This window comes from Streptomyces sp. F001, from assembly GCF_004187715.1.
GTDB classification, from domain to species: domain Bacteria; phylum Actinomycetota; class Actinomycetes; order Streptomycetales; family Streptomycetaceae; genus Streptomyces; species Streptomyces flavusporus.
The window spans coordinates 81,296-94,402 of sequence record NZ_QZWF01000003.1; the positions used below are offsets into that span (position 1 = coordinate 81,296).

General features: G+C 70.9%; 10 protein-coding genes, 1 tRNA gene and 2 pseudogenes. 4 read left to right on the forward strand and 9 right to left on the reverse strand.

Annotation, left to right across the window (positions count from 1 at the left end; translation table 11 throughout):
- Window positions 1-145: 145 nt before the first annotated feature.
- Window positions 146-219 (reverse strand) — tRNA-Thr (locus StrepF001_RS13455).
- Window positions 220-427: 208 nt separating this feature from the next.
- Between StrepF001_RS13455 and StrepF001_RS13460 the strand changes: the two are divergent.
- The 3 genes and pseudogenes from StrepF001_RS13460 (at window position 428) to StrepF001_RS13470 (ending at window position 3,119) form a co-directional block, all read left to right on the forward strand.
- Window positions 428-1,555, forward strand: a pseudogene (locus StrepF001_RS13460) (ATP-binding cassette domain-containing protein).
- A gap of 212 nt (window positions 1,556-1,767) precedes the next feature.
- Window positions 1,768-2,206, forward strand: a pseudogene (locus tag StrepF001_RS13465) (hypothetical protein); the annotation flags it as partial.
- A gap of 181 nt (window positions 2,207-2,387) precedes the next feature.
- Window positions 2,388-3,119: a nucleotidyltransferase family protein gene (locus StrepF001_RS13470; protein WP_129798501.1), complete on the forward strand. Its 732-nt coding sequence runs from the start codon at window positions 2,388-2,390 to the stop codon at window positions 3,117-3,119.
- A gap of 82 nt (window positions 3,120-3,201) precedes the next feature.
- On the opposite strand, the gene StrepF001_RS13475 is transcribed toward StrepF001_RS13470, so the two are convergent.
- From StrepF001_RS13475 to StrepF001_RS13510, 6 genes are all read right to left on the reverse strand, one after another.
- Window positions 3,202-4,935, reverse strand: coding sequence for a DoxX family protein (locus tag StrepF001_RS13475; RefSeq protein ID WP_165396261.1), 1,734 nt, complete (start codon window positions 4,933-4,935; stop codon window positions 3,202-3,204).
- A 118-nt stretch (window positions 4,936-5,053) separates the two neighbouring features.
- Window positions 5,054-5,992: a 23S rRNA (guanosine(2251)-2'-O)-methyltransferase RlmB gene (gene rlmB, locus StrepF001_RS13480; protein ID WP_129798502.1), complete on the reverse strand. Its 939-nt coding sequence runs from the start codon at window positions 5,990-5,992 to the stop codon at window positions 5,054-5,056.
- A 260-nt stretch (window positions 5,993-6,252) separates the two neighbouring features.
- On the reverse strand, window positions 6,253-7,653 hold the full coding sequence (gene cysS, locus StrepF001_RS13490) for a cysteine--tRNA ligase (RefSeq protein ID WP_129798503.1): 1,401 nt from the start codon (window positions 7,651-7,653) through the stop codon (window positions 6,253-6,255).
- 129 nt (window positions 7,654-7,782) lie between these two features.
- A complete protein-coding gene (ispF, locus tag StrepF001_RS13495) occupies window positions 7,783-8,277 on the reverse strand; it encodes a 2-C-methyl-D-erythritol 2,4-cyclodiphosphate synthase (protein WP_129798504.1) in 495 nt (164 codons plus the stop codon).
- Complete coding sequence (gene ispD, locus StrepF001_RS13500; RefSeq protein WP_129798505.1) at window positions 8,267-9,007, reverse strand: 2-C-methyl-D-erythritol 4-phosphate cytidylyltransferase; 741 nt, start codon at window positions 9,005-9,007, stop codon at window positions 8,267-8,269. Before ispD ends, ispF begins: the two co-directional genes overlap by 11 nt.
- A 300-nt stretch (window positions 9,008-9,307) precedes the next feature.
- On the reverse strand, window positions 9,308-9,790 hold the full coding sequence (locus tag StrepF001_RS13510) for a CarD family transcriptional regulator (protein WP_003953493.1): 483 nt from the start codon (window positions 9,788-9,790) through the stop codon (window positions 9,308-9,310).
- A 584-nt stretch (window positions 9,791-10,374) separates the two neighbouring features.
- On the opposite strand from StrepF001_RS13510, the gene StrepF001_RS13520 reads away from it, so the two are divergent.
- Entirely contained in the window at window positions 10,375-11,076 is a 702-nt protein-coding gene (locus tag StrepF001_RS13520) for a DUF461 domain-containing protein (RefSeq protein ID WP_129798506.1), read from the forward strand.
- 73 nt (window positions 11,077-11,149) lie between these two features.
- Here the strand turns inward: StrepF001_RS13520 and StrepF001_RS13525 are convergent, their stop codons facing one another.
- Window positions 11,150-11,830 (reverse strand): response regulator transcription factor, encoded by a 681-nt coding sequence (locus StrepF001_RS13525; protein WP_129798507.1) that lies wholly within the window; start codon window positions 11,828-11,830, stop codon window positions 11,150-11,152.
- Window positions 11,827-13,089 carry an ATP-binding protein gene (locus tag StrepF001_RS13530; protein ID WP_129798508.1) on the reverse strand — a complete coding sequence of 421 codons (1,263 nt, stop codon included), beginning with the start codon at window positions 13,087-13,089 and terminating at the stop codon, window positions 11,827-11,829. The genes StrepF001_RS13525 and StrepF001_RS13530 overlap by 4 nt, the downstream gene beginning before the upstream one ends.
- Between the last annotated feature and the right edge of the window lie 18 nt (window positions 13,090-13,107).

Sequence of the window (13,107 nt, forward strand, 5' to 3'; positions counted from 1 at the left end):
CCGGACTGCGCCCGTTCACCCCGTTACCTCCAGACAGCCGGCGCGGTTCCCTGATGGTGCCGACCAGAGTACGGCCGTGGAGCGGGGCAGTGCAGGGGAAAGCGCGGGTCACCGGCACGGTCGGCCCGGGACCCGCACTGTTCGGAGCCCCCTGTCGGATTCGAACCGACGACCTTCGCTTTACAAGAGCGGCGCTCTGACCAGCTGAGCTAAGGAGGCCTGCACGCGGCGCGTGACGTGCGTGCCTGTGCAGTGTACCCAGGTCCCGCGAGCCCTGTCAAAATTTCGCGAAGTTCACAGCCCTCGACTACTGACAGAACAGGTGACGGCAGGTACCGTCCTGACCCAGTTCACTCTCGTGACTACACCACCACCTTCCTACAAACGGATCGTCCGGCACGTTCCTGCCGGTAGAAGGGGCCACACCATGGCCACTGTCTCGTTCGACAAGGCACCCGGATCTACCCGGTTCCACCAAGCCGGCCCCCGGCGACGCACTCGACATCGAGATCGAGACGGGGATCTTCGTCTGGGTCGGTGGGTCCGTCCGGTGCGGCAAGTCCACCTCCCTGCGGATGCTGCGGGGCTCTGGAGGACGTCAACTCCGGCGTCATCCGCATCGGTGAGCGCGACGTCACGCACCTGCCGCCCAAGGACCGGGACATCGCCATGGTGTTCCAGAACTACGCCCTCTACCCGCACATGCGTGGCCGACAACATGGGCTTCGCGCTCAAGATCCCGCGTCAACAAACGGAGATCCGGCAGAAGGTCGAGGAGCCGCGAAGATCCTCGACCTCACCGAGTACCTGGACCGCAAGCCGAAGGCGCTCTCGGTGGTCAAGCCAGCGTGTCGCCATGGCCGCGCCATCGTGCGTGAGCCGCAGGTGTTCCTCATGGACGAGCCGCTGTCCAACCTGGACGCCAAGCTCCGCGTCTCCACCGTACGCAGATCGCCTCGCTGCAGCGCCGCCTCGGCATCACCACCGTCTACGTCACCCACGACCAGGTCGAGGCCATGACGATGGGCGACCGGGTGGCCGTGCTGAAGGACGGTCTGCTCCAGCAGGTCGACTCGCCGCGCAACATGTACGACCGCCCGGCCAACCTCTTCGTGGCCGGCTTCATCGGCTCCCCGGCGATGAACCTCGTCGAGGTCCCGATCACCGACGGCGGCGTGAAGTTCGGCAACAGCGTGGTGCCGGTCAACCGCGAGGCGCTGAAGGCGCCTCCGACAAGGGTGACCGCACCGTCACCGTCGGTGTCCGTCCCGAGCACTTCGACGTGGTCGAGCACAACGGCGCCGCTGCCTCCGCCCTGTCCAAGGACACCGAGGACGCCCCGGCCGGTCTCGCCGTCTCCGTGAACGTCGTCGAGGAGCTCGGCGCCGACGGCTACGTCTACGGCAGCGCCAAGGTCGGCGACGACCTCAAGGACCTGGTCGTCCGCGTCAGCGGCCGCGCGGTCCCGGAGAAGGGCGCCACGCTGCACGTCGTGCCGCGGCCGGGCGAGACCCACGTCTTCTCGACCTCGACGGGCGAGCGGCTCTCCGACTGACGCGCACCAAACACCCATCCCGGGTAATTCACCCAGGTTGACGAAAAGGGCCCCGCTGCCTGCGGCGGGCCCTTTTTCTTGTCGATAAATACCCGGCACACGGCTCATTTCGAGCAGTGTGCGTCAACCCGCACCAAAAAAAGACCCCACTTCTTCCCTCGAACCGGTGACCAAATGTCGCCAAATCATTACCGGGCGCTACCCTCACTCGCGTGAAGCACTCCACCACCCAACCCACGCGACGCGGCCAGGGCCCCGCCCGCCGGATCGGCCGCACCCTCGCCCTCGTTCTGCCCGTCGTCCTGGTGCTCTCCGGGACCCTCGCGGTCACGCGGGTCAACTGGTCGGGAACCCGAGAGCTCGGTGCTCACCGCCTCGGACGTCTCGGCCTCCGGCGCCACGTCGCGCACCGCCACCCGCGCCCCGCACGAGGTGCTGCGCGACCAGCTCCTGACCGAGCTGCAGGAGCAGAACCCCGGCGTCGCGCTCACCCACCTCCAGCAGGCCGTCGACGAGCCCCTCGCTCGCCGGCACTGCGCGTCCATCGCCCGCGCCCTGGGCGCGCCGCGGTCCGCATCTACGGCCCGACCCGCCCAGTCGTACGCCCGCCCCGTCTGCGACACCGCCTTCGCCTCAGGCGTCCTGTCCTCCGCGCCTGAGCCTCCGCTGGAAGTGCCGCGATGGTGCCGCCGATCGTCTGCGGCACCATCGCGGCTGGTCGCGCAGTTCCCCGCGCCCTTCGGGGCGCTGCACAACCGCCCCGACCCCGACCCACCCACCGGCACCAGGCGCCCCGCCCAACCGCCGGAGGCACCCGCGTACAGTGCCGGGCATGACTGATCCGAACGTCGCGTCCCGGCCCGTCCAGGCGGTCATCCTGGCCGGCGGTCAGGGCTCCCGGCTGCGCCCCTACACCGACGACCGGCCCAAGCCGATGGTCGAGATCCCCGGCACAGGGACGCCGATCATCGGCCACCAGCTGGCCTGGCTCGCCGAGGAGGGCGTGACCGACGTGGTGGTCAGCTGCGGCCACCTCGCCGAGGTCCTGCAGGAGTGGCTGGCGTCCGCCGACCTGCCGGTGACGGTCACGACCGTCGTCGAGGCGGAGCCGCTCGGCCGCGGTGGCGGTCTGAAGTACGCCGCCGCTCGTCTCCCGCACCCCGACCGGCCCTGGTACGCCACCAACGGCGACATCTGGACCCGCTTCTCGCTGCGCGACATGGCCGACTTCCACACCGAGCGCGACGCCGTGGCGACCCTCGCTCTGGCCCGCCCGCGCCTCCCCTGGGGCGCGGTGCAGACGGACGGCTTCGGGCACATCACGGACTTCATCGAGGCCCCGCCGACGACGTACGAGATCAACGCGGGTGTCTACGTCTTCTCCCCCCGGTTCGCCGCGATGCTCCCCGAGCGCGGCGACCACGAACGCACCACGTTTCCCCGTCTGGCCCGGGAAAACCGCCTGGCCGGCTTCCCGATCCCGCAGGGCGCCTACTGGCGTGCCATCGACACCGCGAAGGACCTCACGGAGGCCGCGAAGGAGCTGGCCGCACTGGGCCGTTGAGGAGAGGCTGCGAGCACGTACGACGGGGTCCCGCACAGCACACCGTGCGGGACCCCGTCGTCGTACGACCGCCGTGGCCTGCCTAGCCCAGCAGGCCGCCCACCAGTCCGGGCTCCCCGGAGGACGAGGATCCGCCGCCGGAGGAGCCGCCGGCGCCGCCCGGGGCGCCCGTGCCGCCGGTCGAGGCTCCGGCGGTCGGGCCGGTGCTGGTGCTCGGGGCCTGGTCGGCCGGGGTGGACTGCTGCGGCGGGGCCCCGCCCCCGGTGCCCTGGGTCTGGCTGGGCGAGCCGCCGGTGGCGGTGCCGTTGTCGCCGGTGGCGCCCGGCGTGGTCGCGGCGCCTGCCGTGGGGGCGGCCGAGGTGGCGCCCGGGGTGGTCGCGGTGCCGGCGGTGGCCGACGGGGTGGTGCTCTCCCTGCGCTCACCGGGCTTCGACGGCAGCGGGGAGCCCGGCAGTTCGTTGCGCGGGGCCTCGCCGGGGCCGGGGACGACGACCCGATCGGCGTCGCGGACGGCACCGCCGAGCAGCGAGCCGGTGAGCAGGGTCAGCCCGGTGACGACAGCGGTGACGAGGACGCCGCGGCGCAGGACGTAGCGGCGTAGCTCCCAGATGTCGGAGCGGGGTCCGAGCCGGCGCCAGGCGAGTGCGGCCAGCCGCCCGTCGACGGAGTAGACGGGCGCGCCTGCGATGATCAGCGGCGACCAGGCGGCGAGGTAGATGATGTCGGGGGCGCCGTAGGCGGGGACGCTCTTCCAGCTGACAGTGACGAGGAGCGCGGCGGACAGCAGCGCACCGCCGACCGCTGCGACCCGCTGCCAGCACCCCAGGACCGTGAGGACGCCCACGATGACCTGGGCGAAGGCGATCAGCAGCCCGGAGCCGACGGGGTGCTGGAGGGCGAACTGGCGCAGCGGCTCGGCGACTTCCCAGGGGTGCAGGGTGTTGAGCCACCTGACCATGGACCCGCGCTCGCCGCCGTCGAAGAAGACGGGGTCGCAGAGCTTGCCCATGCCGGCGTAGACGGAGATGCAGCCGAGGAAGACCCGCAGCGGGAGGAGGACGACGCCGAGGTTCATCCGGCGACCGGGGTAGTACGCATGCCGTGCGGGATCGTCGCCCTGGCGGCGGGTGCGCGTCCCGGTGGTGTCCTCACCGGCGGCGGTGTCGTCGTAGCGTCCGTACTCGTCGCGCTCGTCGTAGCTGTCGTAGCCGTCGAACTGCTCGCCCCCGTGAGCCGGTTCGTCGTAGGCGCTGCCGACGGTGCGCGTGTGCGGCAGCAGACGCGTCTCGCCGGTACCGGGGGTGCGCTGGGCGCCGATGACGGGGGTCTCGACGGTCTGGTCCAGCTCGTCGTAGTCGGCGTATCCGGTGTGGTGGCCACCGCCGTATCCGGCGTCGACGTCGATACGCGGGATGACCTGGGTGGCTCCGGCGTCGACGGCGGACTCCTCCGGATGGCGGACGCCCGCACCGCGCACGGCCTGGAGCAGGCGGTGGGCGCCGGTGTCGTCCGGGGCGGACCGGCCGCTCCATACGACGGGACGGCGACGGGCGGCGCCGGCCGTCCGGTCCGCTCTGACCGCCGTGCCGACGACGGGTGTGCGGGCGGCGTCCGCGGCGGCGCTCAAGTGCCGTGCGACGCGCGGGGATTGGACGCGTCCCGAGGAGGCGCCCAACTGCACGCGGAAGCTCGCATGGTTGACGATGATCTGCGCCGGATCGCTCGGCACCTTCACCATGCTCAGCGCGGGAGCGTCGTCGAATCCCGACGAGCGGTCCCCCGTGGGTGTGCGGGGTGTTCTGGTGTCCACACTCATCTAACCGAGTGACGTGTGATTAGGACACTGCCTTGACTCGCCGGGAGTGTCCGGACCGCGTCAAGCTTGTCCGGACCGCCCGGAACACCCCGAGTGGGCGACTACGACGAACAGTTGTTCACGACCGTCGGCGGGCTGCCTCGTACAGCACGATCCCCGCCGCCACACCGGCGTTGAGCGACTCGGCCCCGCCCGGCATCGCAATCCGCACCCGGAAGTCGCAGGTCTCCCCGACGAGCCGGGACAGGCCCTTGCCCTCGCTGCCGACGACGATGGCGACGGGACCGCCGAGGGCGTCCAGCTCATCGAGTTCGACGTCCCCGTCGGCGGCGAGTCCGACCACGACGATGCCGGCCTTCTTGTACGCCTCCAAGGCGCGCGTGAGGTTGGTGGCCCGCGCGACCGGCGTACGGGCGGCCGTACCGGCGGACGTCTTCCAGGCGCCGGCGGTCATTCCGGCCGCGCGCCGCTCGGGCACGACCACGCCGTGCCCGCCGAACGCGGCGACGGACCGCACGACCGCGCCGAGGTTGCGCGGATCGGTCACCCCGTCGAGGGCGACGATCAGCGGGTCCTCGCCCTCGTCCGCGGCGGCGTCGGCGAGGTCCTCGGGGTGGGCGTACTCGTACGGCGGGACCTGGAGCACCAGGCCCTGGTGGTTGAGCCCGTTGGTCATACGGTCGAGCTCGGGGCGCGGCGCCTCCATGAGGTTGATGCCGCCGCGCTCGGCGGCGAGCTGGAGCGCCTCGCGGACCCGCTCGTCGCTGTCGATGAACTGCTGGACGTACAGGGTGCTGGCGGGCACGCCCTCGCGCAGCGCCTCGACGACCGGGTTGCGCCCGACGACCAGCTCGGACGGCGCCTTGCCGCCACGGCGCTGCGGCGTACGGCCCTGTGCCCGGCGGGCCTTCGCAGCGGCGGCCCGCTGCTTGGCGTGACCCTTGCGCATCTCGGCGGGGGGCGTCGGCCCCTTGCCCTCGAGGGACCGGCGCCGCTTGCCGCCGCTGCCGACCTGCGCGCCCTTCTTGCCGGACATGCGGCGGTTGTTCGCGGCCATGACCTACCTGTCTGTGTGATGCGGTGGAGTACGTACGTCAGTGCAAGTGTGCCGCCCCAGGCCCTGTCGTCAAATTCCCGTCGTCGCCCGAAGGGCGGCCCTGCGGCGTCAGGTGCGTGCTCTCGGCGTGCCGGGCCCTGACCCTCGTACTGGATGTACTTGGGTCAGGGCCCGGTGCGGCGAGAGTGCGTGCATGGCGTCGCGGGGCAGACGGGAGTTTGACGACAGGGCCTGGTGGCCGGGCGGCACATCCTGGGTGGTCAGCGCGGACCGAGCGTCCAGCGCGGTCCCTGCGGGCTGTCCTCGACGGCGAGGCCGGCCTGCTTGAGCTGGTCGCGGATGGCGTCCGCGGTGGCCCAGTCCTTACGGGCGCGGGCCGCCTCACGCTGGTCGAGTACGAGGCGTACGAGGCTGTCGACGACGCCGTGCAGGTCTTCGCTGCGCTCACCCTCACCGGCCCACTGCTCGTCCAGCGGGTCGAGGCCGAGGACGCCGAGCATGGCGCGGACCTCGGCGAGGCGGGCGACGGCGGATTCCTTGTCGTCGGCGGCCAGCGCGCTGTTGCCCTGCCGGACCGTGTTGTGCACGACGGCGAGCGCCTGCGGCACGCCCAGGTCGTCGTCCATCGCCTCGGCGAAGGAGGGCGGCACCTCGGCGGCGGGCTCGACGGGACCGCCGGCCAGCTCGACGACGCGCTGCACGAAGCCCTCGATCCGGGCGAACGCCGACTCGGCCTCGCGCAGGGCGTCCTCGCTGTACTCGATGGTCGAGCGGTAGTGCGGGGTGCCCAGGTAGTAGCGGAGCACGATCGGGCGCCACTGCTTGACCATCTCGGACACGAGCACCGAGTTGCCCAGCGACTTGGACATCTTCTCACCGCTCATGGTGACCCAGGCGTTGTGCACCCAGTACCGGGCGAACTCGTCGCCGAAGCCGCAGGCCTGGGCGATCTCGTTCTCGTGGTGCGGGAAGATCAGGTCGATGCCGCCGCCGTGGATGTCGAAGACACGACCCAGGTATTTGTGCGCCATCGCCGAGCACTCCAGGTGCCAGCCCGGTCGGCCCCGCCCCCACGGCGTCTCCCAGCTGGGCTCGCCGGGCTTGGCGGCCTTCCACATCGCGAAGTCCCGCGGGTCCCGCTTGCCGGTCTCGCCCTCCTCGGAGGGCTGGCGCAGGTCTTCGAGGTCCTGGTTGGACAGCGACAGATACCCCGGCAGGGACCGTACGTCGAAGTAGACGTTGCCGTCGGCCTCGTAGCCGTGTCCGCGCTCGATGAGGCCGCGCATCATCTCGACCATCTCGGTGATGTGGCCGGTGGCGCGCGGCTCGTACGTCGGCGGGAGGCAGCCGAGCGCGCGGTAACCGTCGTTGAACGCGCGCTCGTTCTCGTACCCGATGGACCACCAGGGGCGGTTCTGCTCGGCCGCCTTCCTGATGATCTTGTCGTCGATGTCGGTGACGTTGCGGACGAACGTCACGTCGTAGCCCCGGTACTCGAACCACCGGCGCAGGATGTCGAAGTTGAGCCCCGACCGGATGTGCCCGATGTGCGGGGCTGCCTGCACGGTGGCGCCACACAGGTAGATCGAGACACAACCCGGCGTGAGCGGGGTGAAGTCACGGATCTGCCGGGCGCTGGTGTCGTACAGGCGAATAGTCACGAGTCCAGGGTAGTCGGCGCACGGGTGTGCCCTGCGACGTTCACGCCACAAAACAGCCCCTCCGGCGTTTGAGGAGCGGGGGCCCGGGGCGGAGCCCCCGGAGGATGGGACGTGGGCGGCGGGGCGAGATCAGCCCGTCCGCACCACCAGCGCGGTGGCCACCGCCATGAGCCCTTCGCCCCGCCCCGGGAAGCCGAGTCCGTCGGTCGTCGCGCCGGACACCGAGACCGGCGCCCCGGCCGCCTCCGACAGCACCTTCTGCGCCTCCTCCCGCCGCTTGCCGATCTTCGGCCGGGACCCGACGACCTGCACCGCGACATTGCCGATCCGGAACCCCGCCGCACGCACGATCCGCGCCGCCTCCGTCAGCAGCGCCACCCCGGACGCCCCGGACCACTCCGGCCGTCCGGTCCCGAAGTGCTGCCCCAGGTCACCGAGCCCGGCAGCGGAGAACAGCGCGTTGCACGCGGCGTGCGCCACGACGTCCGCGTCGGAGTGCCCGGCCAGGCCCGGCCCCTCGCCCTCCCACTTCAGGCCGGCGCACCACAGCTCGCGGCCCTCCTCGAAGGCGTGGATGTCGGTGCCGATGCCGACCTGGGGAAGCAGCGGTGCCTCAGAAGCCATCGGTCAGCCTCCGGCGCGCCAGGACCGCCTCCGCCAGGACCAGGTCCAGCGGGCGGGTGACCTTGAAGGCCTCCTCGTGCCCGGGTACGACGACGACCTGCTCCCCGAGCTGTTCGACCATGCTCGCGTCGTCGGTGACGTTGTCGGTGACCGTCTCGTGGGCGCGCAGCAGGATCTCGCGGTCGAAGCCCTGCGGTGTCTGCACCGCACGCAGCCGGGCCCGCGCGGGCGTGGCCACCACGGGCTCCGGCGCACCGGGGGTCTCGGCGGGCTCGACCTCCTTCACCGTGTCCGCGAGCGGCAGGGCCGGCACCACGGCCGGCGCCCCGGCGCGCACCGCCTCGATCACGGCGTCCACGGTGTCGACCGGCACCAGCGGCCGGGCGGCGTCGTGCACGAGGACGATGTCGTAGCCGGGCGGCAGGGCGTCCAGGCCGAGCTTCACACTCTCCTGGCGGGACTGCCCGCCCGGTACGACGAGGAAGTCGGTGCGCTCGGGCAGCGCGTACGCGTCGAGCAGTGACTTGACCTCGGCGGCTCCGTCGGGCGGGGCCACGACGACCACGAGGGAGACGGCGCGGGACGCGGCCAGGGCGCGTACCGCGTGGATGAGCATGGGGGTGCCGTTCAGCGCGCGCAGCGCCTTGGGGGCGCCCGGGCCGAGGCGTACACCCCGGCCGGCGGCGGGAATCACCGCGGCGGTACGCGAAGGGCGCGAATCGTCAGACATCGGTTCCTGTCAGGTTTGTGTGCTCGGCCAACTTGGGTATGGCCTCAGCGTGCCGGGCGCACAACGGCTTGACAGGACCCTTCCGTGACCCTCGTCGAGCCCCCTGCCCGAGCCCGGCACGCACAGTACCGGGGGGAGATTTCCTCGGCTTATGGCGTACGGCGTCTGGCGTACGAGCATGCTTGGTCCGGGTGCGAACATGCCGCAGCGCCCGGCGACAGCAATACGTCATCGGGCACCACGGCATTTCGACGTGCCGGCTTTTGATGTCCACAGCGGCAGCGGGCCTGCTGCCTCGCGTCAGGAGGCGAGCACCTCGTCGAGCAGGGCCTCGGCCTTGTCCTCGTTCGTGTTCTCCGCGAGAGCGAGCTCACTCACCAGGATCTGGCGAGCCTTGGCGAGCATGCGCTTCTCACCGGCGGAGAGTCCACGCTCGCGCTCACGACGCCACAGGTCACGTACGACTTCCGCGACCTTGATGACATCGCCGGAGGCGAGCTTCTCCAGGTTTGCCTTGTAACGACGGGACCAGTTCGTGGGCTCCTCGGCATACGGCGCGCGCAGCACCTCGAAGACCCGGTCCAGCCCGTCCTGACCGACCACATCACGTACGCCGACGAACTCCGCATTGTCCGCTGGCACACGCACCGTCAGGTCACCCTGGGCGACCTTCAGCACCAAGTAGGTCTTGTCCACGCCTTTGATCTGGCGAGTTTCGATGGCCTCGATCAGCGCGGCCCCGTGATGGGGATAGACCACGGTGTCGCCAACCTTGAACGTCATGTGACAGGTACCCCTTCCGTGGCTATCCAGGGTAACACGGAAACGGCAGCTTCTGAATGGCGTTTTCGCAGGTCAGGGCATATCTCGGGGCTTGACAACAGCAACAGGAACGTGCTTCGCCGGGTCCGCGGAACAAAGTATCCGCAGGTCGGAGCGGCTCTCCGGGGCGGGCGAAACGTGCACGTCACACACCTCCGGCGACTCCATCAACCGGCTGAACATCCCTAAATGTCCGGTTCCAAACGCTCGACTTCCGCTACTCCGTTCGGCGTCCGGGGACCGCTGTGAGACGAATCCGGAATTGATCACGACACCCCCGGCACGACCGTACCGGTGATCAATTCCGGGCCGGCCGCGCATTCCTTCACCCACATTTCGCGAAGGCTTATGTGAATGCCGTACGAGCGCGCCACACGCCGGAACAGGACACCCGGCCGTACGCCCTGCCGAGCGAAGCCGGGCGCCCGCGGGGGAGGGTCGGGTGCGGCCGCGCGGGAACGGCTCGGTAACCTGGGGCCGCTGACAGCCACTTAGGGCGGCTTTACAAGGAAAGCTGCCCCTGCGTTCAAGGAGTTGCCGCCGCCGTGAGCAGCAGCCTTCGACGCGGCGCCCTCGCCGCCTCCGCCATCGCGTTCTCGATCGCCTCGCTCGCCGCCTGCGGCGCCGGCAACAACGCCCAGACCCTGGAGATCAAGCCGGACAACGCGGCCACCAGCGTCGGTGACATCAAGATCCAGAACGCTGTGGTCATCACCCAGCCCGACCCGGAGGCGACCGGCCCGGCCGTCATCTCCGCCACCGTCTTCAACAGCGGCAGGACCGCCCAGACGCTGGACTCCATCACCGTCGACGGCGCCGGCACCGCCAAGATCTCGCCCGCGAGCGGCACGGGCACACTGTCCGTCCCGGCCGGCGGCTCGGTCGTCATCGGCGGCAAGAACAACGCCTCGGCCGTGCTGAGCAGCGCCGAGGGCCTCACCGACGGCAACGCGCAGAAGGTCACCTTCTCCTTCAGCCAGACCGGTGCCGTGAGCCTGCGCGCCTTCGTCGTCCCGGCCGAGGGCTACTTCAGCTCGTGGGGCCCGACCGAGGTGCCGGCCGCGCCCGGGGCTTCGGCCTCCACGGGCGAGGAGCCCGACGAGGGCACCGACGGTGAGTCGGCCTCGCCGGGCGAGACCGGGTCCGCCACCGGCACGCCGGCCGACCCGGAGTCCGGCACCCCGACCGACGCGGCGTCCGCGTCGGCGACGGAGTCGCCCGTGGAAGAAGAGGCCGCCGGTCACTGATCAGCGTCGTACGCACAGAAGGGCGGGACCTCCCGGTGAGGTCCCGCCCTTCTGTGCGTACGCGCTCTGCGGTTTACGGCTCGAACTTGTAGCCGAGGCCTCGCACCGTCACCAGATACCTCGGCGCGCCCGGATCCGGCTCGATCTTGGCGCGCAGTCGCTTGACGTGGACGTCGAGGGTTTTGGTGTCACCGACGTAGTCGGCGCCCCAGACGCGGTCGATGAGCTGCATCCGGGTCAGCACGCGGCCGGCGTTGCGCAGCAGCATCTCCAGCAGGTCGAACTCCTTCAGCGGCAGGTCGACCTTGGAGCCGCCGACGGTGACCACATGGCGGTCGACGTCCATACGGACCGGGCCGGCCTCCAGCGCGGCCGGGGCCACCTCCTCCGGCTCGCCGCGGCGGCGCAGCACGGCGCGGATGCGGGCGACCAGCTCGCGGGTGGAGAAGGGCTTGGTGACGTAGTCGTCGGCTCCTATTTCGAGACCGACCACCTTGTCGATCTCGCTGTCCTTGGCGGTCACCATGATGACGGGGACATTGGAGCGGCCGCGCAGCTGACGGCACACTTCGGTGCCCGGCAGTCCGGGCAGCATCAGGTCGAGAAGGACGAGGTCGGCGCCGTTGCGCTCGAACTCGTCGAGTCCGTCGGGCCCGGTGGTCGCGACGGCGACCTCGAAGCCCTCCTTGCGGAGCATGTATGACAGAGCGTCGGAGAAGGACTCCTCGTCCTCGACGACGAGCACTCGGGTCACGGAAGGACCTCCGGGGCAGGAAGTGGTTCGTACGGGGGTGTGTCAGGGGACGAGTCGGCGGACTGCCCGGCCTCGTCAGGAGCGGGGTGCTGATGCGCCCGGTCGCGGGCCTGACCCGCCTCCGGCAGCCGCAGCGTGAAGGTGGAGCCCTGTCCCTCCGAGCTCCACACCGTGACCTCCCCGCCGTGCGAGGCGGCCACGTGCTTGACGATCGCCAGCCCGAGGCCCGTACCACCGGTGGCACGGGAGCGGGCCGGGTCGACCCGGTAGAAGCGCTCGAAGATGCGCTCCTTGTCCTTGTCGGAGATGCCGATGCCCTGGTCGGTGACGGCGACCTCGATGATGTCCCCGCCGGAGCCGTTCACTCGGCGGGCAGCGATGCCGACGCGGGTGCGGGCGGGAGAGTAGTTGACGGCGTTCTCGACCAGGTTGCCGAGGGCCGCGGCCAGCTTGCTGCGGTTTCCCCAGACATGCAGGTCGGCGGTGCCGCCGGCGGCCATGGTGATCTGCTTGGCGCCCGCCTGGTGGCGGCACCGGTCGATGGCCTCGGCGACCAGCTCGTCCACCCGGACCGGCTCGGCGTCCTCCAGCGGGTCGTCGTTCTGGACCCGGGAGAGGTCGATGAGCTCCTGCACCAGGCTGGTCAGCCGGGTCGCCTCGATCTGCATCCGGCCGGCGAAGCGCTCCACGGCCTCGGGGTCGTCGGAGGCGTCCATGACGGCCTCGGACAGGAGGGAGAGCGCGCCGACGGGGGTCTTGAGCTCGTGGCTGACATTGGCGACGAAGTCGCGTCGTACCGCCTCTATCCGGCGGGCCTCGGTGAGGTCCTCGACCAGCAGCAGCACCAGCCGGGAACCCAGCGGGGCGACCCGGGCGGAGACGGCGAGGGCCTCGCCCCGGCCGCTGCCGCGCCGGGGCAGGTCCAGCTCCACCTGGCGTATCTCACCGTCGCGCCGGGTGTCGCGGGCCATCTGCAGCATGGGGTCGACGGCGAGCTTGCCGCCGCGGACCAGTCCGAGGGCGTACGCCGCGGAGCTGGCCTTGACGACGGCGTCGGCCTCGTCCAGGACGACGGCCGAGGAGCGCAGCACGGACAGCACCGTGTCGACGCCGGGCGGAAGCACCGGGTCGGTGTGCAGGGAGGTCCGGGTGGGGCGCTTCAGGTCGCGTTCGCTCCAGCGGAACGCCAGCATGGCGATGACACCGGTGAGCACACCGGCGATCGCTGCCGCTGCGGCGACCGCCGCGTTCACGTCCATGCATCCAGGTTAGGCATG